The organism is Rhizobium sp. P2_G9, from assembly GCF_056403475.1.
Genome location: NZ_JBFUFK010000044.1, coordinates 1 through 22,140, shown reverse-complemented (window position 1 = coordinate 22,140; position 22,140 = coordinate 1). Strand labels below are relative to the sequence as shown.

General features: G+C 60.2%; 22 protein-coding genes. 16 read left to right on the top strand and 6 right to left on the bottom strand.

Features of this window, described 5'->3' with window-relative positions:
• Positions 1-63 precede the first annotated feature (63 nt).
• From hisS to AC1DYF_RS30155, 6 genes are all read left to right on the top strand, one after another.
• Complete coding sequence (hisS, locus tag AC1DYF_RS30180) at positions 64-1,578, top strand: histidine--tRNA ligase (protein WP_477881263.1); 1,515 nt, start codon at positions 64-66, stop codon at positions 1,576-1,578.
• Positions 1,579-1,836: 258 nt separating this feature from the next.
• Entirely contained in the window at positions 1,837-2,961 is a 1,125-nt protein-coding gene (locus tag AC1DYF_RS30175; RefSeq protein WP_477881261.1) for an ATP phosphoribosyltransferase regulatory subunit, read from the top strand.
• Positions 2,958-3,650, top strand: a complete 693-nt coding sequence (hisG, locus tag AC1DYF_RS30170; protein WP_477881260.1) for an ATP phosphoribosyltransferase — start codon at positions 2,958-2,960, stop codon at positions 3,648-3,650. The genes AC1DYF_RS30175 and hisG overlap by 4 nt, the downstream gene beginning before the upstream one ends.
• Before the next feature lie 164 nt (positions 3,651-3,814).
• Positions 3,815-4,525, top strand: coding sequence for a DUF1428 domain-containing protein (locus tag AC1DYF_RS30165; RefSeq protein ID WP_477881258.1), 711 nt, complete (start codon positions 3,815-3,817; stop codon positions 4,523-4,525).
• A gap of 281 nt (positions 4,526-4,806) precedes the next feature.
• Positions 4,807-5,886, top strand: coding sequence for a radical SAM/SPASM domain-containing protein (locus AC1DYF_RS30160; protein ID WP_477881256.1), 1,080 nt, complete (start codon positions 4,807-4,809; stop codon positions 5,884-5,886).
• On the top strand, positions 5,886-7,310 hold the full coding sequence (locus tag AC1DYF_RS30155; RefSeq protein ID WP_477881255.1) for a glycosyltransferase: 1,425 nt from the start codon (positions 5,886-5,888) through the stop codon (positions 7,308-7,310). Before AC1DYF_RS30160 ends, AC1DYF_RS30155 begins: the two co-directional genes overlap by 1 nt.
• 2 nt (positions 7,311-7,312) lie before the next feature.
• Here the strand turns inward: AC1DYF_RS30155 and AC1DYF_RS30150 are convergent, their stop codons facing one another.
• From AC1DYF_RS30150 to AC1DYF_RS30135, 4 genes are all read right to left on the bottom strand, one after another.
• Positions 7,313-7,930 (bottom strand): alpha/beta hydrolase, encoded by a 618-nt coding sequence (locus AC1DYF_RS30150; RefSeq protein WP_477881254.1) that lies wholly within the window; start codon positions 7,928-7,930, stop codon positions 7,313-7,315.
• A gap of 90 nt (positions 7,931-8,020) precedes the next feature.
• Positions 8,021-9,139, bottom strand: coding sequence for a glycosyltransferase (locus AC1DYF_RS30145; RefSeq protein WP_477881252.1), 1,119 nt, complete (start codon positions 9,137-9,139; stop codon positions 8,021-8,023).
• Positions 9,140-9,324: 185 nt separating this feature from the next.
• On the bottom strand, positions 9,325-10,305 hold the full coding sequence (locus AC1DYF_RS30140) for a bifunctional riboflavin kinase/FAD synthetase (protein ID WP_477881251.1): 981 nt from the start codon (positions 10,303-10,305) through the stop codon (positions 9,325-9,327).
• Positions 10,306-10,323: 18 nt separating this feature from the next.
• The gene (locus tag AC1DYF_RS30135; protein WP_477881250.1) at positions 10,324-11,172 is read right to left on the bottom strand and encodes a TIGR01459 family HAD-type hydrolase; all 849 of its coding nucleotides are present in this window, start codon (positions 11,170-11,172) and stop codon (positions 10,324-10,326) included.
• Between the two features lie 234 nt (positions 11,173-11,406).
• Here AC1DYF_RS30135 and AC1DYF_RS30130 point away from each other — a divergent pair, with 234 nt between their 5' ends.
• The 5 genes from AC1DYF_RS30130 to AC1DYF_RS30110 all read left to right on the top strand — a co-directional run bounded on the left by AC1DYF_RS30130 (position 11,407) and on the right by AC1DYF_RS30110 (position 15,541).
• A complete protein-coding gene (locus tag AC1DYF_RS30130; RefSeq protein ID WP_477881248.1) occupies positions 11,407-11,670 on the top strand; it encodes a CopG family ribbon-helix-helix protein in 264 nt (87 codons plus the stop codon).
• Positions 11,671-11,766: 96 nt separating this feature from the next.
• Positions 11,767-12,003: a type II toxin-antitoxin system RelE/ParE family toxin gene (locus tag AC1DYF_RS30125; RefSeq protein WP_477881246.1), complete on the top strand. Its 237-nt coding sequence runs from the start codon at positions 11,767-11,769 to the stop codon at positions 12,001-12,003.
• 235 nt (positions 12,004-12,238) lie between these two features.
• Positions 12,239-12,535, top strand: coding sequence for a co-chaperone GroES (groES, locus tag AC1DYF_RS30120; protein ID WP_477881245.1), 297 nt, complete (start codon positions 12,239-12,241; stop codon positions 12,533-12,535).
• Positions 12,536-12,591: 56 nt separating this feature from the next.
• Positions 12,592-14,226 (top strand): chaperonin GroEL, encoded by a 1,635-nt coding sequence (groL, locus tag AC1DYF_RS30115; RefSeq protein WP_477881244.1) that lies wholly within the window; start codon positions 12,592-12,594, stop codon positions 14,224-14,226.
• A gap of 910 nt (positions 14,227-15,136) precedes the next feature.
• Entirely contained in the window at positions 15,137-15,541 is a 405-nt protein-coding gene (locus AC1DYF_RS30110; RefSeq protein WP_477881242.1) for a hypothetical protein, read from the top strand.
• Between the two features lie 47 nt (positions 15,542-15,588).
• On the opposite strand, the gene AC1DYF_RS30105 is transcribed toward AC1DYF_RS30110, so the two are convergent.
• A complete protein-coding gene (locus tag AC1DYF_RS30105; protein ID WP_477881240.1) occupies positions 15,589-16,293 on the bottom strand; it encodes a glutathione S-transferase C-terminal domain-containing protein in 705 nt (234 codons plus the stop codon).
• Between the two features lie 216 nt (positions 16,294-16,509).
• On the opposite strand from AC1DYF_RS30105, the gene AC1DYF_RS30100 reads away from it, so the two are divergent.
• A complete protein-coding gene (locus AC1DYF_RS30100; protein ID WP_477881238.1) occupies positions 16,510-16,956 on the top strand; it encodes a DoxX family protein in 447 nt (148 codons plus the stop codon).
• 54 nt (positions 16,957-17,010) lie between these two features.
• On the opposite strand, the gene AC1DYF_RS30095 is transcribed toward AC1DYF_RS30100, so the two are convergent.
• Positions 17,011-17,850, bottom strand: a complete 840-nt coding sequence (locus tag AC1DYF_RS30095) for an NAD-dependent epimerase/dehydratase family protein (RefSeq protein WP_477881236.1) — start codon at positions 17,848-17,850, stop codon at positions 17,011-17,013.
• 110 nt (positions 17,851-17,960) lie between these two features.
• Here AC1DYF_RS30095 and AC1DYF_RS30090 point away from each other — a divergent pair, with 110 nt between their 5' ends.
• From AC1DYF_RS30090 to AC1DYF_RS30075, 4 genes are all read left to right on the top strand, one after another.
• Positions 17,961-19,178, top strand: a complete 1,218-nt coding sequence (locus tag AC1DYF_RS30090) for an FkbM family methyltransferase (RefSeq protein WP_477881235.1) — start codon at positions 17,961-17,963, stop codon at positions 19,176-19,178.
• Positions 19,178-20,263, top strand: a complete 1,086-nt coding sequence (locus AC1DYF_RS30085) for an FkbM family methyltransferase (protein ID WP_477881233.1) — start codon at positions 19,178-19,180, stop codon at positions 20,261-20,263. The genes AC1DYF_RS30090 and AC1DYF_RS30085 overlap by 1 nt, the downstream gene beginning before the upstream one ends.
• A 12-nt stretch (positions 20,264-20,275) precedes the next feature.
• Positions 20,276-21,088 carry a cephalosporin hydroxylase family protein gene (locus AC1DYF_RS30080; RefSeq protein WP_477881232.1) on the top strand — a complete coding sequence of 271 codons (813 nt, stop codon included), beginning with the start codon at positions 20,276-20,278 and terminating at the stop codon, positions 21,086-21,088.
• 222 nt (positions 21,089-21,310) lie between these two features.
• Positions 21,311-22,024 carry a DNA helicase gene (locus AC1DYF_RS30075; protein ID WP_477881230.1) on the top strand — a complete coding sequence of 238 codons (714 nt, stop codon included), beginning with the start codon at positions 21,311-21,313 and terminating at the stop codon, positions 22,022-22,024.
• Positions 22,025-22,140: the final 116 nt, after the last annotated feature.

Here is a 22,140-nt window from a genome sequence, read left to right as displayed (position 1 = left end):
TTGCCGCTTATTCGTCAATCCGTTAGAGCAAGCCGCAAAGCCATCACGCCCGGACCGCCCGCCATGAATGACAAGCCCAAGAAGCCGCAAAAATTGAAGGCCCGCCTGCCGCGCGGCTTCGTCGACCGCGAGGCATCCGACATTCGTGCGGTCAACGAGATGACCGCGAAAATCCGCGAAGTCTATGAGCGCTACGGCTTCGATCCGGTCGAGACGCCGCTGTTCGAATATACCGATGCGCTGGGTAAATTCCTGCCCGACAGCGACCGGCCGAACGAAGGCGTCTTCTCGCTGCAGGACGATGACGAGCAATGGATGAGCCTGCGCTATGACCTGACCGCGCCGCTCGCCCGCCATGTCGCGGAAAATTTCCAGGAAATCCAGCTTCCCTACCGCACTTACCGTGCCGGCTACGTCTTCCGCAACGAAAAGCCCGGCCCTGGACGCTTCCGCCAGTTCATGCAGTTCGACGCCGACACGGTCGGCGCCGCCGGCGTTCAGGCGGATGCCGAAATGTGCATGATGATGGCCGACACAATGGAAGCGCTCGGCATCAAGCGGGGCGACTATGTGATCCGGGTGAACAACCGCAAAGTCCTCGATGGCGTCATGGAAGCCATCGGCCTCGGCGGCGAGGAGAATGCCGGCCGTCGCCTGACGGTTTTGCGCGCCATCGACAAGCTTGACAAGTTCGGCACTGAGGGTGTGAGGCTGTTGCTCGGCGCTGGCCGCAAGGACGAATCCGGCGACTTCACCAAGGGCGCCGGCCTCGGCGACGAACAGATCGACAAGGTCCTATTCTTCGTCGGCATCAAGGATTACGCGGCAAGCGCCGACGATCTCGCCAAATTGCTCGCCGGCACGACCAAGGGCCAGGAAGGCGTCGACGAACTCAATACGATTGGCGCGCTCGCTGTGAGTGGTGGCTACGATGCGACCCGCATCAAGATCGACCCATCGGTCGTCCGCGGCCTCGAATATTATACCGGCCCGGTCTTCGAAGCCGAACTGCTCTTCGACGTAACCAATGAAAAGGGCGAAAAGGTCGTCTTCGGCTCCGTCGGCGGCGGCGGCCGTTATGATGGCCTCGTCTCCCGTTTCATGGGCCAGCCGGTGCCGGCCACCGGTTTTTCCATCGGTGTGTCGCGCCTGATGACGGCGCTGAAGAATCTCGGCAAGCTCGGCGCCGACGAAGTCATCGCCCCGGTCGTGGTCTGCGTCATGGACCGCGACGTCGAAAGCCTCGGCCGCTACCAGAAATTCGTCCAGGAGCTGCGTCACGCCGGCATCCGCGCCGAAATGTACCAAGGCAATCCGAAGAATTTCGGCAACCAGCTGAAATATGCCGACCGCCGTGGCGCACCGCTCGCCATCATCCAGGGTGGCGACGAACGTGCGCAGGGCGTGGTTCAGATCAAGGATCTGATCGAGGGCAAGCGCCTCTCCGGCGAGATCACCGACAATGTTGCTTGGCGCGGAGCGCGCGTGGCACAGGTGTCGGTGGCCGAGGGCGAACTTGTCGCCAAGGTTCGTGAAATGCTGGCCGATCAGGCCGAGGATCGGAAGCGGTCTGGCTGAGATGTGGGATTACCCCTCACCAACTTCGGCCAAGCGATCGGCTCCGCCTCTCGCGGCCTTCGTATCCTCTCCCACAAGGGGAGAGGAAAACCTGCGGCACGGCCTTGCCACAATTGAGACGGCCGTTCGGGGCACCTTACCTCTCCCCTTGTGGGAGAGGATAGCAAGCCCGCGCGAGACGAAGTCGAGTGCTTGGGCGCGCTTGGTGAGGGGTGAATGCAAGGGCGCGGCAAACAAAAGCATCATCGGAGCCACATCATGGCCCTGATCAACCTCCCCGACTTCGCCTCCGATCTCCTCTCGCTCTTCACTCAGCTGAAGACCGAGCGCGTTGACACGCCCGTCATCCAGCCAGCCGAGCCTTTCCTAGACATAGCCGGGGAAGATCTGCGCCGCCGCATCTTCCTGACCCAGAGCGAGACCGGCGAGAATCTCTGCCTGCGGCCGGAATTCACCATTCCCGTTTGCCGACGCCATATCGAATCAGCCACCGGCACGCCGAAACGCTATTCCTATCTCGGCGAAGTTTTTCGCCAGCGCCGCGACGGCAGCAATGAGTTCTATCAGGCCGGTATCGAGGATCTCGGCACACGCGACACGGCGAGCGCCGATGCGCGCGCCGTTGCCGACGCTATGACCATTCTCAGCCAACTGCTCCCAGGCAAAGCGCTGTCGGTCACCATGGGCGACCAGGCTGTGTTCGAGGCGGTGGTCGCCGCCCTTGGCCTGCCGGCCGGCTGGCAGAAACGGCTGATCCACGCTTTTGGCGAGCAGGAACAGTTGGAGGCGCTGATGCTGCGCCTCGCCAAGCCTGAACAGGTCCAGGGCCTTGCTCCCGAAATCGAGGCACTGCTGGCAAGCGGCGACGACGGTGGCCTCGTCGCCTGGATCGACAACCGGATGCAGGTCACTGGCTATCTCACCAATGCCAGCCGTGCGCCAAAAGACATTGCCCGCCGTCTCAAGGAAAAACTGGCGCTGGCCGACACATCGCTCGATCCCGCCAAGCTGGATGTGCTGCGCGAATTCCTCTCACTGAATGTCAGCCTGCGCTATGCGCCGGGCGTGCTCACCGATTTTGCCAAAAGCACCGGCTTGCCGCTTGAAGGCGCGGTCAACCATTTCGATGCCCGCGTTGCCGCCTTCGCCAATGCTGGTGTGAAACTCTCCGACATCACCTGGCGCGCCGCCTTCGGCCGTCCGCTCGATTATTACACCGGTCTGGTGTTCGAGGTTGGCTTACGCGGCGACCATCGCGTGCTGGCCGGTGGCGGTCGTTTCGACCGGATGCTGACACTGTTGGGTGCGGCCGAGGAAATTCCGGCTGTCGGCTTCTCGCTCTGGCTCGATCGGATCGAAACCGCGAGAGGGGAACGCGCATGATCACCATCGCTCTGCCCTCCAAGGGCCGGATGAAAGACGATGCCTCGGCGATTTTCGAACGCGCCGGCCTGAAAATCGCCGCCGTCGGCAGTGACCGCTCCTATCGCGGTCGCGTCGAGGGCGCCGATGATATCGAGATCGCTTACCTGTCGGCGTCCGAGATCGCCCGCGAGATCGGTGCCGGCACGGTCGATTTCGGTGTCACTGGCGAGGATCTGGTGCGCGAAGACCTGGCCGAGGCGGACAAGAAGGCCGAATTCTGCGCTAGGCTCGGCTTCGGCCATGCCGATGTCGTCGTCGCCGTGCCGGAAATCTGGCTCGACGTCGACAGCATGGCCGATCTGGGCGACGTCGCTGCGGATTTCCGCGCCCGCCACGGCCGCCGCCTGGAGATCGCCACCAAATATTGGCGGCTGACACAGCAATTCTTCTCCTCCAAGCACGGCATCCAACTCTACCGCATCGTTGAAAGTCTCGGCGCCACCGAAGGCGCGCCGGCAGCCGGTCAGGCCGATATCATCGTCGACATCACCTCGACCGGCTCGACGCTCAAGGCCAACCATCTGAGAATCCTTTCGGATGGCGTCGTCCTCAAATCCGAAGCCTGCCTTGTCCGCGCCCGAAAGCCGGAGCATGAAGGCAATGCACGGATTGCCGATATCGTCGCAAAGGTCCGGGCTGCGACCTGATATCCATTCGCAATCTTGCAGGCTTCGCCCATTGGCCGTTTGACGCGTTCATGATGAGTTGATATCAACCTTTCTGTCAAAATTCTGCATCTGAAGCGATTGAGTATTTGCGGCGCCCGGCTGCCACAGTCCGAGCGTGCATGTCACACACTGAGGAGAAAGAAATGAGCTATATCGAAGGCTTCGTGGCTGCTGTTCCGGCCGCCAACAAGGAACTTTACCTCAAGCACGCAAACACCGCGCTGCCGCTGATCAGGGAATTCGGCGCCAGCCGCATGGTCGAGAACTGGGGCGACAATGTGCCCGAGGGCAAGCTCACCGATTTCCGCCGCGCGGTCAAAGCCGAGCCCGACGAAGTGATCGTCTTCTCGTGGTTTACCTATCCCAGCCGCGAGGCCCGCTTCGAAGCCAACAAGAAGATGATAGAAGATCCGCGCATGGATGCGTTCGCCGACATGCCCTTCGATGGCAAGCGCATGATCTATGGCGGCTTCGCCGTGATATCGGACGTTGGCCCCGGCGGATCGTTTGGCTATGTCGATGGCATTCTCATTTCCGTCCCGGATGACAGGAAGGATGAGTATAAGGCCTTTGCCGCGCAATCGTCCGCGCTTTTTCTCGATTATGGCGCGACCAGGTTGGTGGATGGCTGGGGCGACGACGTTCCGGATGGCGAGATCACTGACTTTGGCCGCGCAGTCCAGGCAACGACCGATGAGACCGTAGTCTTCGGCTGGGTCGAATGGCCGTCGAAAACATTACGCGACGAGGCCTGGGCCAAGCTCATGACCGATCCTCGTATGCAGGAGCTCAAGCCGCCCTTCGACGGCAAGCGCATGGTCTATGGCGGTTTTGCCAATATCCTCGACGCCTGAGAATTCATCACAACGGATGGCAGGCCCTCGGGCCTGCTTCTTCGCTCCGTCTGTCCGCATTTTCACGAAAAAATAACCGTCTCCGTTCACACTTCCCGTCGACGCGAATGGACGCGGACAGTCTCTTCCGAAACGCGATGACGCGCCTGGTGGGAGGCCGCACGCGTTCTCGCGCGGTCAGCCTCGCACCATGGTTTCCGGATTAGCTGTCGTCTGCGGAATTACGCCCGAGGCATTGTGAACGATTCGGATTTTGAACCGGATCGGAACCGGAGAGACCCATGAAAGCGCAGCTGAAGCCGAGAATTAACCTCGAAGGGCGGACCCCGCTGGAAACCGTGATCCCGCTTCCCACGCCCTTCATCGTCTTCATCGATCCGGCCAGCTCCTGTAATTTCAAATGCACGTTCTGCCCCACCGGGCACCGCCAACTGATCGCCGATACCGGCCGTTATCAGGGCGCGATGAAATACGAGACTTTTACCAAGGCGATCGACGACCTCGCCGAATTCGGCAAGCCGATCAAGGTGCTGCGCATGTATAAGGACGGCGAGCCCTTCCTCAACAAGCGTCTTGCCGACATGATCCGCTATGCCAAGAAGAGCGGCTATGTCGACTATATCGACACCACCACCAACGGCACGTTCCTGACACCGGAGCGCTTGGCGCCGGTGATCGAGGCCGGTCTCGACAAGATCAACATCTCTGTCGACGGCATGACCAAGGAAACCTACCAGGAATTCACCGGCTTCAATTTCGATTTCCCGAAGTTCATCGAAGGCGTGAAATGGCTCTATGCCAACAAGGGCGACATGGAAATCTCGCTGAAGATCCCAGGCGAACTCATTACCGAAGCCCAGCGCCAGGAATTCTTCGACACGTTCGGTGATTACTGCGACCGCATCTTCATCGAGAATTTCGCCCCCTGCTGGCCCGAATTCAACGTCGAGGAACGCTCTGGCATCAAGATCGGCGATAAGGGCATCTATCAGCAGGACCTGAAGCCAACCGATACATGCCCCTATATTTTCTACGCCATGAGCGTGAATGCCGACGGCCTGGTTTCGTCCTGTTTCCTCGATTGGGGCCGCAAGCTGATCATCGGCGACGTGCGCACGGAATCGCTGAAAGAGATCTGGAATTCCGACAAGATGAACGCGCTGCGCCTGCAGCATCTTGAAGGCCGCCGCTGCGAGAACAAGGTCTGCGGCTCCTGCGGCCAGCTCACCCACTGCCTTCCGGACAATATCGACGATCACCGCGACATGCTCTTGGAAAAATTCCGGGCCAAGGTGAAGATCAACCCGGCAGTACCTGCGCCGGGCGGGCTGAAAATCCTGCCGCAGGTCGCAGCCGAATAATGCATGTCCTGCATGTGACGGCCCATCTGGGCGGCGGGGTCGGCAAGGCCCATGCTGCGATAAGGGCCGTCATGCCGGCGGATGTGCGTCAGACCTACCTGTTGCTCGAAGAGCCGCGTGACCGGCGCTATGCCGATGAGATTGCGGCGCATGGCGGTGAGATTGTTCTCGCCCGGGATGTCGAGGATGTCACACGGCATTGTGCCGGGGCGGATATCGTCCAGTTCGAGTTCTGGAATCATCCAAAATTGTTAGAATGCCTGGCGAGGGCGGCGTTTCCGGCAATGCGCTCGGTGTTCTGGTCGCATGTGTCGGGGCTGTTCAGGCCGGTGATCGCGCCGGGATTTTTTGAGGCGGCGGACAGGTTCGTGTTCACGACACCGGCGTCGATGGTGTCGGGTGAGGGTTTGCCTGCGGAGCAGCGCGCGCGTCTTTCCAGCATCGGTAGCGGGTTTGGATTTGCGTCGGCGCCGGCTAAAAATCCGCCTCTGAAGTTTCTGGACGTGGCGCCCCCCTCTGCCCTGCCGGGCATCTCGCCCTCAATGGGGGGGATTGGTTGGGGCACGGCCCTGCCTCAAATGGGTGGCGTGTGCTTTACATCCGGTTTTTGTTCGGGGCAGGAAGCGAGCCTCTTGCCAATCTCCCCCCTTGAGGGGGAGATGCCCGGCAGGGCAGAGGGGGGTAATCAAGGCCGCAACGTTCGATATCCAATCACCTACCTCGGCACCGTCGATTTCATCAAAATGCATCCCGGCTTCTTCGACGCCATCGACGCGCTCTCCCACGATACGCAGGTCGCAATCTGGGGCAGCCACGACCCGGCAAGCGATGTCGCAGCCAAAGCCCGCTCGATGCGCCATCCCGAGCGCATCCATTTCATGGGAGGGACCGCCGACCCTCAAACCGCCCTCTCGCAGTCCCGCATCTTCTTCTATCCTCTGCAGCCAGATCACTACGGGACGGCAGAGAACGCCTTGATTGAGGCGATGTCGCTCGGCCTTGTTCCGGTCGTGCTCGCCAACCCGGCCGAAAAGGCGATCGTCGAGCACGGCGTCGCCGGCTTCATTGCCGCGTCGGTCGATGAATGTCAGATCATCATCGATCGGCTTTTGGATGCACCGGAAGAAGTCGAAGCAATCGGCCGGAATGCCGGAAAGACGGCACGGGAACGATACAGCCCCGAACACTCGGTCAACGCTTTCGTCTCACTTTGGTCATCGCTATTGGCCGAACCGAAACATCACCACGATTTTGCTTCCGTTACCGGCCGCACGCCGCTCGAATGGTACTGCGCAACGCAATTCCTGCCCGGCGAGCAAGTCAAGCTCGACAAAAAAACCGACAAGCAATCCAAGGGCACGCTTGCCCATTTCCGGTCGGCCTTCCCGGGCGATCCGTGCTGGGATTTGGCCGGCCGCGCTTGAACTTACTGTCCGAACAAGCCGGCCAAAAACGCGGCGCCCAGTGCCGCTCCCTTGCTGTCGATCGTATGGCCTATGCCAGGCAGGATATGCATTTCCACCGGCACGCCGAGCGCCTGCAGCGACGCGGTCGCTGCCGGTGTCTCACCGACCGGAATCACCGCATCCGCATCGCCATGCACCAGCAGCACCCGAATATCCCGCGAAGGCTTCAAAGGCAGCGGTGAAGCGAGGCGGCCGGAATAGCCGACGACGCCGGCGACAGGCCAGCGCCCGGAAGCGATGGCGTCGAGCGACATGATCGTGCCCTGCGAAAAACCGACAAAGGCAACCCTGTCGAGACGATCGGCAAAACCATGCTCATCGAGCACCTGCTCGATCGTCCCGTCGAAGGAAGCGCGCGCCTCGACGATCCGCCCAGGACGATTTTCTTCGGTCACGCCGGCGACGCTGAACCATTGATAGCCATTGCCGAAACTCGACCGATGCGGCGCATCCGGCGCTGCAAAAGCCGTGGTCGGCAGCCTGGACTGCCAAACCGACGCCAGTTGGCTGATGTCGGCGCCGTTCGAGCCGACACCGTGCAGCAGGATCACTAGGCTGTCAGGGGCAGTGGTCGTCATCGATCAATTTCCTCTCGGCATAGGCGCGATACCATGCCGGCATACGCGGAAACCAGTCCGAGAGAAACAACCGATCGTCGAACGGACTGTTCAGGCCGCCGCCTGGGCGCCGCAGATAATGCCGATCGGCACGAGGAAATTGCGGATCACTTTATAGAACTGTTGCGCGTCCCTGGCACCGGCGATGTGCCGGTCGATCATCAGCACATTGCCGTGCAGGCCGCGGCGCATGTCGGGCGCGCGCTCGCCGAGGAATTGCGGCCGGAAGAGCTGCGCATGCTGGCCGCCCTCCCATTGCTGGAGCGCGGCGAAATAGCCGTTGCCGCGCCGGTTGAAGGCCGGCTGGTCGGTCTCGAACATGCAGTCGAACATGGTCGCGCGGACGAAGTTCTCGTGCGATCCGGTCCAGTGGGCGCCCATTTCGGCGAACACGGAATATTGCACCTCGGCAATGCCGCCCGTCACGCCCAGACCGGCATGGAGCGGAAAACCGCCGCTGCGGATCGGCTCGGCCGGTGCGCTATAGGGCTTGGTGTCGATGATCGACAGCGGCCGGGCGCAGAAGACGAATTTCTCGCCCATCAGCACGGCGCGTGCCGTCCATTCCCATTGCGCCAGAGCGTGTTCGCGACCCGAAGCGGCGATCGTCTGGGCGATGCTTTCGGCAAGCTCGCGCGACAGCAGCCCATGATAGAGACCGAACGGCACTTTCGGCACGTGGCCGGCGCCTTCCCAGAGGTAAAAGCTCTTGAGCTGGTCAGTCTTGTTGAATTCCATGATGTCGTATTTGGTCGGGATTGCTACGGACGGGCTTTTGCCCGGCTCGGCGGAAGGCGAAATCTGCAGTGCATTCCAGCCGACGGCGTCGAGCGCACCGAGCTTGCCCTTGGCGTAGTCGGCTACCATCAGCGCTTCGGGCTCGATGATATCGTCGGGCTTCACCAAAGTCAGCCAGCGGCCACGTGCTTCGGCGACGGCGCGGTTCCAGAGCGCCATGGTCGGAAGGGATTGATCGCTAGGGGTCACGACCCGTACGCGCGGATCAAGGGCCGCAAGGGCTGCGAGGTCCTCGCGAACGGCCACGTCGTCGGACTGCGGCAAGACGACGATTTCGAGATCGATATTGGGCTTGGCCGCGATCGCCTCGATCAGCGTGGTGGGGCGCGTCTCATGCGCCTCGACGGGAATGAGGATGGACAGGGCTGCCATGTCGACGTTCGCGCTCCGCAAATAGGACAGGGCAGTCACACGGCACCAGTCGCTCGTAAACCGGAAGGCGGTCCGGTTTGCGAGCACCGGCTGGGCAATCGAGGCCCTGATCACGTGCAACTGCCCACGTGAGGCTTCTAAAACGCTTCCCTTGAGCGAGGCTTAGCAGTTTGAAATGGTTGGAACTAAAAGCAGACGTCCTGGTCGATCGGGCTGAGCGGCCTGACGCCGGAGAGCAGAGCCCGGGCTTCTTCGGCATCCCGGTTCATTTGCACGACGAGCGGGTCGAGTCCGTCAAACTTCATTTCCGGCCTCAGAAAGCCGAACAAGGAGACGGAGCAGACCTGGCCATAGAGATCGCCGGAAAAATCGAAGAGCACGGTCTCCAGCAGGGCAGAGCCGTTATCGGTCACGGTCGGCCGATAACCGAAACTCGCCACCCCATCATGAAGCGCGCCGTCGGGGGTGCGAAAACGAACGGCATAGATGCCAGGGCGCAATTGCGTCTCCGGCGGCAGTGCCATATTCGCGGTTGGGAAGCCCAGCGTGCGGCCGAGCTTCGCACCATGGATCACTTCCGCCTGCACCGTGTAACGATAGCCAAGCAGGCCGGCGGCCTCAGAGACGTCACCTTCGGCGATCCGCTCTCGGATATGGGTCGAAGAGACGACGTAGGTATTTTCGTCGCGAAAGGCGTCGAGAAGCTGGACGCCGAACCCGTGCCGGCCGCCGGCTGCAAGCAGGAAGGCTGGGCCGCCCTCGCGCCCCTTGCCGAAATGAAAATCGAAGCCGGTGACGACTTCCCTGACGCCGATCCAGTCGATCAGGATCGATTGGATGAATTCCTCCGCCGAGCGGCTGGCAAAGCTCCAGTCGAAGGGATATTCGAGCACCGCATTGAAGCCCATATGTTCGAGAATACGCGCCTTGAGTGGCGCAGGCGTCAGGCGGAAGACGGGCTTTTCGGGATTGAAGACGGTGCGCGGATGCGGCTCGAAGGTCAGCACCAGCGACGGAAGGCTTTTTTCCTGGGCGATCTCCAGCGCCCGGCCCAGCACCGCCTGATGGCCACGATGCACGCCGTCGAAATTGCCGATGGCGAGCACGCCGCCGCGCAGGTTTTCCGGCAGTTCGCCGCGTTGTTCGTTGCGATGAAAAACCGTCATTGCGCCATCACTCCGGATTCACGCAAGCCGCGGCATCCACCAGCGGGGATGCGCCTGATGGCGTTCGAGAAAGGCATTGAGCTCAGCTTCATCGGTGGTGTCGCCGTCCATATAGTCTCGGGCATGAATGCCGGCCGATATATAAAGGAGTTCGAGGCCCTCGGAAATTGCGCCGCGCACATCGGTGGGCATGCCGTCGCCGATTGCCAGAACACGAGCGTGGTCCAAGGGGCCGTGGCATTCTTCGGCGACGGCCAGCGCTGCGGAATAGATCGGCTTATGCGGCTTGCCGGCGATAAGGGTATCGCCGCCCAGTTCCTCGTAGAGCTGTGCAAGGGCGCCGGCGCATGGGATCAGCCGATGCCCGCGCTCGACGACCAGATCGGGATTGGCGCAGATCATCGCGAGATCGCGAGCCGCGAGCCGCGCAAGCAGTTCACGATACATTTCGGGCGTTTCGCTCTCATCGTCGACGAAGCCGGCGCAGACGACGATCTCGGCCTCATCTTCGCCCGTGAGCGTCACACCGAGACCGTCGAGCAGCGGGTGATCCCTACCGGCGCCGATGAAGTAGATGTTCTTCGGGCCCTCCGAGATCAGCCCGCGCGTCACGTCGCCAGAGGTGACGATCCGATCGTAAGCGTCCGGCAGCACGCCGAGCCCTTCGATCTGGCGCATGACGCCGGGATGCGGGCGCGGCGAATTGGTGATCAGCACCACGGTCAGGCCGTTGTCGCGCGCTGCCTTCAGCGCCACCGAGGCGTCAGCAAAGGCGCTCACGCCATTGTGCAGCACCCCCCAGACATCGCAAAGGATGACATCGTAATGTTTCACGATGTCGTTCAAGGATTGGATGCGCTCCGCCATTCATTGCTCCGGGACTTGCCTGCGCCCCAAATTGCAAAATGGCAGAGCAATGACAAGGCTTAAATGCAGTGCAGCGAGAAAAGCGGCGCCAAAATGCCGGGCCTTGCACGTATGCTTGGGCAGCTTCCCGCGTCGTGAGCATCTTGGTCGCAGCCCGCCATCGGTTGGCGCCCGTCCAAATTGACAGATTTGCCGCCGAATGGTAGGTTTGTATTACAAACTACGGGATTTCCGATGGAAAATCATAAGAACCTGAGTGATCCGATAACGCTGCGGCTGCCGCGTGACGTCCTGGCGGAAATCGAGGAGATTGCCGGCCTCTGCAGTCGCAGCCGCAGTTGGGTGATGGTGCGGGCGATGAAGGCCTATCTCGCATCGGAGGGCAAGGATATCCGTAACATCCAGGCCGCAAAAGCAGAAATCGCCGCAGGCCGGCATCACGATCTCGATGATGTGTTGAGTGACGTGGATGCCATTATTAAGGGCGAGGCCGCTTGAGGAAGCTCCGCCTCTCAGATCACGCGCGCGAATTCATTTTATTCGAAACCAAGTATCTTAAGAAATATAGCCAATCCGCGGCCGCGCGATTTCGCCATGAGCGCGCGATTTCGCCATGAGATCGATAAGGGTTTTCGCAATCTTCTGTCTTATCCGCAATTGGGTCGGCCGGACGACGCTTGTCCTGTCGACGGAGTCAGGCGTTTTGTCATTGCGGACTATGTAATCCACTACGCCGCTGCGACTGATGCTGTCGATATCCTCTATATCAGGCATGTCCGGCAGGATGAGCCTTGGATCGAGATTGAAGACGATCAGGACTTCGAACTTTAGGATCGCATGCTTCTCAGCAGATCCTGCCGCCGCATCAGTGCGGGGAGTCGCGATGGCGCGAGGCGATAGCAGCCTCATCGCCGTTCACCATTTGAAAAAATTTTCGGGACAAATTCTTGACTCTCTTCGGGCCTAAGCCTAAATGCCCTGCCGTTAGCACTCCCCCGAGGCGAGTGCTAACAGTCCTTTCATCCGGGTCGCACCCGGCAATGTCATTTGATCGAGGAAACAGACAATGGCAAGCATCAATTTCCGTCCGCTTCATGACCGCGTCGTTGTGCGCCGGGTCGAATCCGAAGAAAAGACCAAGGGCGGCATCATCATCCCCGACACCGCCAAGGAAAAGCCGCAGGAAGGCGAAGTCATCGCCGTCGGCGCCGGCGCCCGTGACGACAAGGGTGCGCTCGTCGCTCTCGATGTCAAGGCAGGCGATCGCGTCCTGTTCGGCAAGTGGTCGGGCACCGAAGTCAAGCTCAATGGCGAAGACCTTCTGATCATGAAGGAATCCGACWTCATGGGCATTATCGGCTGATTGCCTTCCCTTCAATCCATGACAACCAATGGGCATGAGCCCGGGAGTTTTGTAAAATGGCTGCAAAAGAAATCAAGTTTGGCCGCACCGCCCGCGAAAAGCTGCTGCGTGGCGTCGATATTCTCGCCGATGCGGTGAAGGTCACCCTTGGCCCCAAGGGCCGCAACGTCATCATCGACAAGTCCTTCGGCGCACCGCGCATCACCAAGGACGGTGTTTCGGTCGCCAAGGAAATCGAACTTGACGACAAGTTCGAGAACATGGGCGCCCAGATGGTCCGCGAAGTTGCTTCGAAGACCAACGACATCGCTGGCGACGGCACCACGACTGCAACCGTTCTGGCCGCCTCGATCGTTCGCGAAGGCGCCAAGGCCGTTGCCGCCGGCATGAACCCGATGGACCTGAAGCGCGGCATCGATCTCGCCGTGTCTGAAGTCGTCAAGGACCTCGCTGCCAAGGCGAAGAAGATCTCGACTTCGGAAGAAGTCGCTCAGGTCGGCACCATTTCCGCCAACGGCGACAAGCAGGTCGGTCTCGACATTGCTGAAGCCATGCAGAAGGTCGGCAATGAAGGCGTCATCACGGTCGAAGAAGCCAAGACCGCCGAAACCGAACTCGAAGTCGTCGAAGGCATGCAGTTCGATCGCGGCTACCTCAGCCCCTATTTCGTGACCAACGCCGAGAAGATGGTTGCCGATCTCGACGACGTCTATGTGCTCCTGCACGAAAAGAAGCTCTCGAACCTCCAGGCCATGCTGCCGGTGCTCGAAGCTGTCGTCCAGACCTCGCGTCCGCTGCTGATCATTGCTGAAGACGTCGAAGGCGAAGCTCTTGCCACGCTCGTCGTCAACAAGCTGCGTGGCGGCCTCAAGATCGCTGCCGTCAAGGCTCCGGGCTTCGGCGACCGCCGCAAGGCCATGCTCGAAGACATCGCCAWCCTGACGGGCGGCACGGTGATCTCCGAAGACCTCGGCATCAAGCTCGAAAATGTCACGCTCGACATGCTCGGCCGCGCCAAGAAGGTGTCGATCTCCAAGGAAAACACCACGATCGTCGACGGCTCGGGGCAGAAGTCCGACATCGAAGGCCGCGTCACCCAGATCAAGGCCCAGATCGAAGAAACCACCTCCGACTACGACCGCGAGAAGCTGCAGGAACGTCTTGCCAAGCTCGCCGGCGGCGTTGCCGTGATCCGCGTTGGCGGCTCGACGGAAGTCGAAGTCAAGGAAAAGAAGGACCGCATCGACGACGCGCTCAACGCGACCCGCGCGGCTGTCCAGGAAGGCATCGTGGCTGGCGGCGGCGTCGCTCTGCTGCGCTCTTCCACGAAGATCTCCGCCAAGGGCGAGAATGACGACCAGGAAGCCGGCATCAACATCGTTCGCCGCGCGCTCCAGTCGCTGGTTCGCCAGATCGCTGAAAATGCAGGTGACGAAGCTTCGATCGTTGTCGGCAAGATCCTCGACAAGAACGAAGAGAACTTCGGCTACAACGCTCAGACGTCCGAATATGGCGACATGATCGCCATGGGCATCGTCGACCCGGTCAAGGTTGTGCGCACCGCGCTGCAGAACGCTGCTTCTGTCGCTTCGCTGCTGATCACCACCGAAGCCATGATTGCCGAACTGCCGAAGAAGGACTCTGCTCCGGCCGGCATGCCGGGCGGCATGGGCGGCATGGACATGATGTGATRAGGCACCAGCCTTATCACGATCATCGTCCATAAAGCCGCCCATCAACCAAAGATGCTTCATGCCGCAAAGCGGCATGAAGAGGCGGCATGGACATGATGTGATGAGGCACCAGCCTTATCACGATCATCGTCTCGGTTCGGACGCAAGGGTTTCATGCCGCTAAGGCGGCATGAACGATGGACGTGAGCTTGCTGTTTACAGCGAGAAGATGGTCATTGCCCCTCGTTCGTAGCTCCTTACGGATAAATCCGTATATTTACCGATAGGGCGCCAGCAATGGCGCCCTTTCTGCTATGTCAAGGTTGAACTATTTGCGCGGTTTTTGCGAAGCGCAAATTCACGCAAAAGATAGAATCCCGTTCGCACTCGAGATTCAGGAATTTTAACTTCGACATACAGCGCTGTCTGTTGTCGATTCATTTGCATGCCGGCGACGTCTATCTTGCGAAGTTAATAGGATCTTACCTGCTTTTTCTTACAAAGAATAAATCTAAATAATATTGAAGCAGGTGAATCACCGTCAGGAAACTGCCTCGCACTACTACAGCTTACGATGGATCTACACTCAGAAGAAATTTGAATAGCCCGGTATGACTCGAATTTCTATTGCCGTTCATCGAAAAGCTCTTATAAAGATGGGTCACGATTCGGGGGTGGACGAAGTCGGGGTCCGCGAAACGCCGTTTGCACGCATTTGGATTGATGGCACGTACGGGTCGGTCAGCGCCGGGTTTTGGCCGAAGCGATTGATCTGTGGAATGTGAGGGGATAGCTGAATTGCTGCGAACGCTCGGGCACGAGACCGGATTGGACAGGTTTTCGCCGAACAATAATAAACGGCCGGCGACGGCATAAAAGCTCTAGACAGGTCATTGAAGTGTTTAGGATATCAAAATCGAAAGCGCCTTTGACAGCCAGTTCCGGACCGATGCCGATCGCACTTTCGGATAGTTTTGAGATATCGAAATTTTGCGCCTCGGAAAACTGGACCGGCGACCTGTCCAACGGACTGTTCCAGATCGGCAAAGTGAGCAGCTATTTCCATGGATTGGACGAGGGGGAGTGCGGTCTTTTGACGCTGCTGCGCTGCTACGAGCCGAATGACCGGGTCAGCATTCTCGAACTGCTCGAAAACGCGTCGTCCACGCCGTCCTCGTTCTGTTTTTCGACTTATATCATCGGCGGTCCCGGCGAGCGCCAGCCGCTGATGTGCGTCGGCGAATCCACCGGCTTCATCGACAGCGCCCATGGCAGCATGCAGGGCGTGTTCGTTTTCCCGCGCATGGTCACCGACATTATCGGCACCCACTGACACCCGCGAGGGCCGGCGACGTCTGCCGCCAGCCGGTTCCTGACCGCTTAGTTGCGAGCGGGGATGTTGATGGCCTTCTTGCTCGCCGGGCGGGCTTGGCAGCGATCGACATAGGCGAGCACTTTCGGAAAGCGATTGATGCCGACCAGTTCGCCAGCTTCGTAAAAACCGTTGATGGTCCGGAGCCAGGGCCAGAGCGCGATATCGGCAATCGTATACTCTTCACCCATAATGTAACTGCGCTCCGCAAGCCGGCCTTCGATGACGCCGAGCAGGCGGGCGGCTTCGTCGAGATAACGCTGGCGCGGCCGCTTGTCCTCAAACTCCCTGCCGGCGAATTTCACGAAGAAGCCGACCTGACCGAACATCGGGCCGACGCCGCCCATCTGGAACATCACCCACTGCAGCGTCTCATAGCGGCCGGCTGCATCGGCGGGAATGAACTTGCCGGTCTTTTCCGCCAGATAGAAGAGGATAGCGCCGGATTCGAACAGCGCCAGCGGTTTGCCGTCCGGACCGTTGGGATCGATCATCGCCGGGATCTTGTTGTTGGGATTGAGCGACATGAATTCCGGGGTCAACTGGTCGTTCTTGCCGAAATCCACCAGATGCGGTTCATAGGCAAGGCCGGTCTCCTCCAGCATGGCCGAAACCTTGATGCCGTTGGGAGTGGGCAGCGAATAGAGCTGGATGACATCGGGGTTGTTTGCTGGCCAGCGTTTGGTGATCGGAAAGGCGGAAAGATCGGCCATCTGGGGGCAGTCCTTATGAAATGATGGGGAAGATGGAGATGTAAGACGCCCGCTAAATAGGTTCGGTCCATATAGGCCGCAAGGCGGAAACAGGTTGCACGGTTCGGAAAGAAGTCATTGTTCACTATTGATGGACAATATGTGAACCATCGGCAATCTTTCGAAGACGGTAGGATGCAGTATATTTCAACCATTCAACCGAACGGGAGTTCTGAAATGTCCAAGTCCATCGTCGTCCTCGTCGCCCGCGTGCTGCTGGCGCTCATGTTCATCGCTTCCGGCTTCGGCAAGCTCACCGATCCCGGCATGACTGCCGGCATGATCCAGGGTGCTGGCCTGCCTGCTGCCACAGCTCTTGCCTATCTTGCCGGTGTCTTCGAACTCGTCTCCGGCCTTGCCGTGCTCGTCGGTTTCCAGACCCGCATTGCCGCCGGCCTGCTGGCGCTTTTCTGCTTGTTCACCGCCTTCGTCTTCCATAGCGGCGCCATCAATATTCCCGGTTTCTCGCCGGAGGCCAATGGCCTGCTGACCGTCTTCAACGGCCTGATGATGTGGAAGAACATCACGCTCGCCGGCGGCTATGCCCTGCTTGCCTCGGTCGGCGCCGGTGAAATCTCCGTCGACGCCCGTCTCGGTCAAGCCGGCCAGCCGGTCGCCGCTTAATTCTGGTCACGGCAGCGTATGCAAAGCCCATCGGCGCAAACCGATGGGCTTTGCCTATATCGGCTTCACATTGCAGATGCCGGCGACAGCCGCGGGATCACGAGGATGCACGGTCGCGATCCCAAAACTCAGCAGATCGCGGCGCCCATAAAGATCGGCGATCCCCTCGGCGATCTCGCGGATGGTGACCGGCTTGCCGGAACAGATATTGGCGACGCCGGTCTGGTCGGTCTCCGCCAGCGTGGCGACCAACCGGCCGGCCTCGGCGACATCGAGGAAATCGCGGATCTTGTCTCCGGCGGAGAGCGACATCGGCTCGCCCGATGACAGCTTGCTATGCAGCGTCGGGAAAAGCCGTGCCGGATGCTCGCCTTCGCCATAGAGATAAAAGAGCCGGGCCCAGGCGAAATCCGTGCCTGTCCCCGCGAAACGCTTTTYCAACATGCGATAGAGTGCCAGCTTGGCGGCGGCATAGAGCGTAATCGGACCAAGCTCGGACGTTTCGGTGATCTCGGCATTCGGCAGCCGATATTCGAAACAGGTACCGATGCCGATGAATTTCCGCACGCCGGCGCGAAGTGCCGCCTCGGCAATCGCCAGGGAGCCGATCGCGCAGTCGATATTGCGCGGCGAATCGAGATATTTGCCGGGCTCCACATACCAAGCCGCATGGATCACCGTGTCTATGCCCGTAAGAGCCTCTGTCCACCAGTCCGCCCCCTCGGCAAACAGATCGGCGGTCTCGACGACCTCCGCTACGCCATCCGGCAGGCCGCTGCGGGCAAATCCGCTCGGCCTGAGCACCAGCCTTAACCGGTGGTCGCGTTCGAGCAACGCCTTGGCGATCTGGCAGCCGACGAAACCGGAGGCGCCTGTGAGAAGGATATCGCTCATCTCGATCTCTTGAAGCGTTCCCGATCGCCGCTGAATAGCAGCACGCTCTAGCCACGGGCAAGCGTCGGCGCGCTAATCGTTCGTAGCTGCACGGAGAGATTCGGAGACCGATGGCGGAAATCGTAGACGAGCGCGTAGAAAGCGACGGTCGCCATATGGCCCGGCGCTTCGCCGCCGTGCCGGATATTCCGCGATCGACGGCACTGCTTAGCCAGATCGTCGGGGCCACGCCAGCCATTGCCGAAACCAGATCGGAAAAGCCGCTCGCGCTCTACGGCGCCGGCAATCTCGGCCGCATGGCCCGTGATTTCCTCCAGGCTGTCTGGCTGGATTTCGACTTCGTCGTCGATCGCAATGCCGAAGCGCTGCGCCAAAACCCCGACTGGCAGGGCATGACGCTTTATCACCCCGATGAGGTGCCGGCGACGCTGAAGCAGAGCCATCTGCTGCTAGTCTCAGTGGTGCTGGCGCCCTATGTGCCGATCGAGGCCGATCTGGCGGCGCGCGGTTTCGCGCATGTCATGCCGTTCTACGATTTTGCCGAGAATTTCCGTCACATCCATCCGCTCTCCAACGGCTGGTTCGCCGGCAGCCTCGACGCGACCGACCGCGCCATGACCGCCAAAGTGACCGAGGGCTGGGGAGACGACATTTCTCGCGCCCATCACCTGGCTTTTCTTGCCTGGCGGCGGCTCCGGCAGGAATGGACATTCGAAACCGCACCCGTCACTGTCAATGACCGCTTCTTCATTCCCGAAATTCTCGCGACGCTCCACTCGCACGAAGTGCTTTTGGATGGCGGCGCGCATTTCGGCAGTGTCATCCATAAATTCGATCAGCTGACGAATGGCAGTTGGGATCGGATTGTCGCTGTCGAGCCCGACAGCGCCAACCGCAATACTCTCTTCGCCTTTGTCGCAGAGACATGGCCGAAGGCCGGCAAGCGGCCGGAAGTGCTCGATGTTGCGCTCGGTGCGTCTGCTGGAACGGCGCTCTTCCACGAAGGGCTTGGCTATGCGTCGCAGGTTTCCGCCACCGGCACGACTGAAATCGAGGTTCAGCCGATCGATGCACTCGACATCGCGCCGAGCTTCATAAAACTGCATCTTGAAGGTTTTGAGCTCGAAGCGCTGAAGGGCGCAAGCCGGACGCTGCTGCGTCACCGGCCGATCGTCGTCGCCACCGTCTACCACAATGATGACGGCATCTGGCGCACGCCGCTCTGGTTGATGCGGACGCTTCCGGATTATCGGCTGTTGTTTCGTATCCATAGCTATTGCGGCACCAGCGCAGTCGTCTATGCCATTCCGGCCGAGAGGATGCGGTGATGGCTTTCGATCTCCAAACACTGTCGCATATGGCAAGCGATATTCTGGCCGCTATCCCGGCTTCTGTGCTCGCCGGCGAGCAGCCCGCCGCTCTCTATGGCATGGGTTTCCTCGGCCGCTGGATCCTCGCCGATTTGCCGGCGTCCGGTATCCGCTTCAACCGCTGTTACGATGGTAATCCCACGATGGCCGGAAAGGCGGTCGCCGGTGTCCCGGTACACGCACCGGAGGCCATTGGCACTGACAAGCCCGACCTCGTGTTCATTTCTGCCCGCCATGCCGTCTTGCCGATCTCCGCGCGATTGGCTGCCCTCGGCATCCCCCATGTCTCCTGCGATGCCTTCTATGTGGCGCGCGACTTCACCGCCTTCGCTGCGATCCACGACGAGATGCTTGCGGACGAGCATTCCCGAACCGTGCTGCGGGCTGTCATGGCCACTATGCTGACCGGCGACCGCCGCCATGTCATGGAGGTCTTCGAAAAGGACCAGTATTTCGCCCTACCGCCATTCTGCGGCATCGAGAAGGAGATCTATGTCGATGCCGGCGCCTATGTCGGCGACAGCCTCGAACGCTTCATCTGGACGCATTACGGCGTCTTCAAGCGGGCGGTCGCCTTCGAACCAGGTGCACGGCAATTCCGCTCCCTGGAAACGCGTGCAGCGCGCCTGCGCAGCGAATGGGCACTGGACGACCACCAGATCGCGCTCGTCCCCGCCGCTCTCGGCGAGGCGAGCGAAACCGCACGCGCCGAAAGCCAGAGCGGCCAGATGACCAGCCTTGCGCTCGATGCCCATGGCGGCGAAGAATTCCGTATCGAAAGCCTGGACGCCTTCCTTGCCGGCGAACCCGTCACTTTCTTGAAAGCCGATGTCGAGGGCATGGAAATGCCGCTGTTGCGCGGTGCGGCCGAAACCATCCGCAAACACCGCCCCAAACTCGCCATTTGCGTCTACCACTACCCATCGGATATTCCGGTGATCAGCCATTATCTGAAATCGCTCGTTCCGGGCTACCGCTTCGCGCTGCGGCATCATTCGCCGCAGTTCATGGAAACGGTGCTTTATGCCTGGATCGAGGACTGAAAGGAGAAAACCGTGGATCCCGTCGAACATTTTCGCCAGCTCGTTGCCGACAATATCAGGAAGATTGGTGAGGACCGCGATTTCATCGGCCTTTCCAATGTCTGGGTGCGTGAATCGATCCGTCACGGCTATGCGCAGAATTTCACCTGGCTCGGCCGCCCGGTCATCCAGGTGCCGCAGGACCTCTACGCCATCCAGGAGCTTATCTGGTCCTGCCGTCCCGACCTGATCATCGAGACCGGCATCGCCCATGGCGGCTCACTGGTCACCAGTGCCTCGATACTGGCGCTGCTCGACTATTGCGATGCCGTCACCGCGGGCACGGTGCTTGACCCCAAAGCCAGCCGCCGCAAGGTCGTCGGCGTCGATATCGACATCCGCGCCCATAACCGCAGTGCCATCGATGCCCACCCGATGCGTCATAAGATCCACCTGATCGAGGGCTCCTCCGTGGCGCCGGACGTCATGGATCAGATCGCCGCCCATGCCAAGGGCTATAGCCGTATCATGGTATTTCTCGACTCCAACCACACTCACGAGCATGTGCTGCAGGAACTGGAGCTCTACGCACCCTATGTCAGCAAGGGCTCCTATTGCGTCGTCTGGGACACAGGCGTCGAAGACCTGCCGGAAGGCTTTACCGCCGACCGTCCCTGGGGCAAGGGCGACAATCCGAAGACGGCCGTCTGGGAATATATGAAGCGCCTGTCCAACGAGGGCCGCACTGGTCGCGATGGCGAAAAGCTGATCTACGAAATCGACCATAAGATCGAGCACAAGATCACCATCACGGCCTCGCCGGACGGTTTCCTCAGGCGACTTTGAGCCGACAATCGTACCGAAAATTCGTCGCGCCCGTCGGATACCGGCGGGCGCTGCTGTTTTCTGCTCCAAGCGACTCGGCTATCATCGTTTCCGGCTCGACCCAAGCCTCCCCCCTCCATCGGGAAAGTATCGATCATGCGGGGTCTTTTGATCATCGAACCTACTGTTCGGGCATCCGGCATAAGGAGGGGTTGCGGTCATGGCTCGCAATAGGAGGTCACGATGAAACTTTCCCAACCCGTCCATAGATTGAAACGCAAGGCGAAGCTTGCGTCCCGTCAGGAGAAAATTCCGCTGCATCAGGCGCTCGATGCTGTCGCTGCGGAAGAGGGGTTCGCCAATTGGAGCCTGCTGGCAAACAAGCTGTCGCGCCGCACGATCGCCGAGCGGGTTTATGCCGGCCTCGCGCCGGGCGATCTTCTGCTGGTCGGCGCGCGGCCGGGCCACGGCAAGACCTTGCTGAGCCTTGGACTCGCGGTCGAGGCGATGAAGGCCGGAAACCGCAGCTATTTCTTCTCGCTGGAATATACCGAGCGGGATATTACCGGCCGGTTCCAAGCTATCGGTGCCGATAGAGTGTCATTTCAGGATCAGTTCGAATTCGACAGTTCGGATGCCATCAGTGCGAGCTACATCATTCGTCGGCTGGCTTCGGCAGAACGCGGCACCCTCGTTGTCGTCGATTACCTGCAACTCCTCGACCAGCGACGCGAAAATCCCGCTCTGATGGAGCAGGTGCGCACGCTTCAGGTTTTCGCGCGCGAGAGGAGGCTGATTATCGTCTTCGTCGCGCAGATCGACCGTTCTTATGACCCGATCGCGAAACCTTGCCCTGACCTCAGCAATGTTCGGCTTCCAAACCCGTTGGATTTGACGCTATTCAACAAGACGTGCTTCATGAACGACTGTGAGGTCGAGTTCCGGGCTGCGGCGTGATGGCCTGGCTTCGCGAGCGGGATTTGCCCCTCACCCTAACCCTCTCCCCGTAAACGGGGCGAGGGAATCCACTCCCAGCATGCCGCACCCGAAATGCCCACCAACGTCTGAGAGGG

Bases quoted from the DNA above. Each gene is read 5' to 3' on its own strand.
- AC1DYF_RS30075 (WP_477881230.1), top strand. From the start codon at position 21,311: ATGAAACTTTCCCAACCCGTCCATAGATTGAAACGCAAGGCGAAGCTT.
- AC1DYF_RS30155 (WP_477881255.1), top strand. From the start codon at position 5,886: ATGCATGTCCTGCATGTGACGGCCCATCTGGGCGGCGGGGTCGGCAAG.
- AC1DYF_RS30085 (WP_477881233.1), top strand. From the start codon at position 19,178: ATGGCTTTCGATCTCCAAACACTGTCGCATATGGCAAGCGATATTCTG.
- AC1DYF_RS30100 (WP_477881238.1), top strand. From the start codon at position 16,510: ATGTCCAAGTCCATCGTCGTCCTCGTCGCCCGCGTGCTGCTGGCGCTC.
- AC1DYF_RS30165 (WP_477881258.1), top strand. From the start codon at position 3,815: ATGAGCTATATCGAAGGCTTCGTGGCTGCTGTTCCGGCCGCCAACAAG.
- AC1DYF_RS30175 (WP_477881261.1), top strand. From the start codon at position 1,837: ATGGCCCTGATCAACCTCCCCGACTTCGCCTCCGATCTCCTCTCGCTC.
- AC1DYF_RS30130 (WP_477881248.1), top strand. From the start codon at position 11,407: ATGGAAAATCATAAGAACCTGAGTGATCCGATAACGCTGCGGCTGCCG.
- hisS (WP_477881263.1), top strand. From the start codon at position 64: ATGAATGACAAGCCCAAGAAGCCGCAAAAATTGAAGGCCCGCCTGCCG.
- AC1DYF_RS30105 (WP_477881240.1), bottom strand. From the start codon at position 16,293: ATGGCCGATCTTTCCGCCTTTCCGATCACCAAACGCTGGCCAGCAAAC.
- AC1DYF_RS30125 (WP_477881246.1), top strand. From the start codon at position 11,767: ATGAGCGCGCGATTTCGCCATGAGATCGATAAGGGTTTTCGCAATCTT.
- AC1DYF_RS30135 (WP_477881250.1), bottom strand. From the start codon at position 11,172: ATGGCGGAGCGCATCCAATCCTTGAACGACATCGTGAAACATTACGAT.
- AC1DYF_RS30160 (WP_477881256.1), top strand. From the start codon at position 4,807: ATGAAAGCGCAGCTGAAGCCGAGAATTAACCTCGAAGGGCGGACCCCG.
- hisG (WP_477881260.1), top strand. From the start codon at position 2,958: ATGATCACCATCGCTCTGCCCTCCAAGGGCCGGATGAAAGACGATGCC.
- AC1DYF_RS30145 (WP_477881252.1), bottom strand. From the start codon at position 9,139: ATGGCAGCCCTGTCCATCCTCATTCCCGTCGAGGCGCATGAGACGCGC.
- AC1DYF_RS30090 (WP_477881235.1), top strand. From the start codon at position 17,961: ATGGCGGAAATCGTAGACGAGCGCGTAGAAAGCGACGGTCGCCATATG.
- AC1DYF_RS30150 (WP_477881254.1), bottom strand. From the start codon at position 7,930: ATGACGACCACTGCCCCTGACAGCCTAGTGATCCTGCTGCACGGTGTC.
- AC1DYF_RS30140 (WP_477881251.1), bottom strand. From the start codon at position 10,305: ATGACGGTTTTTCATCGCAACGAACAACGCGGCGAACTGCCGGAAAAC.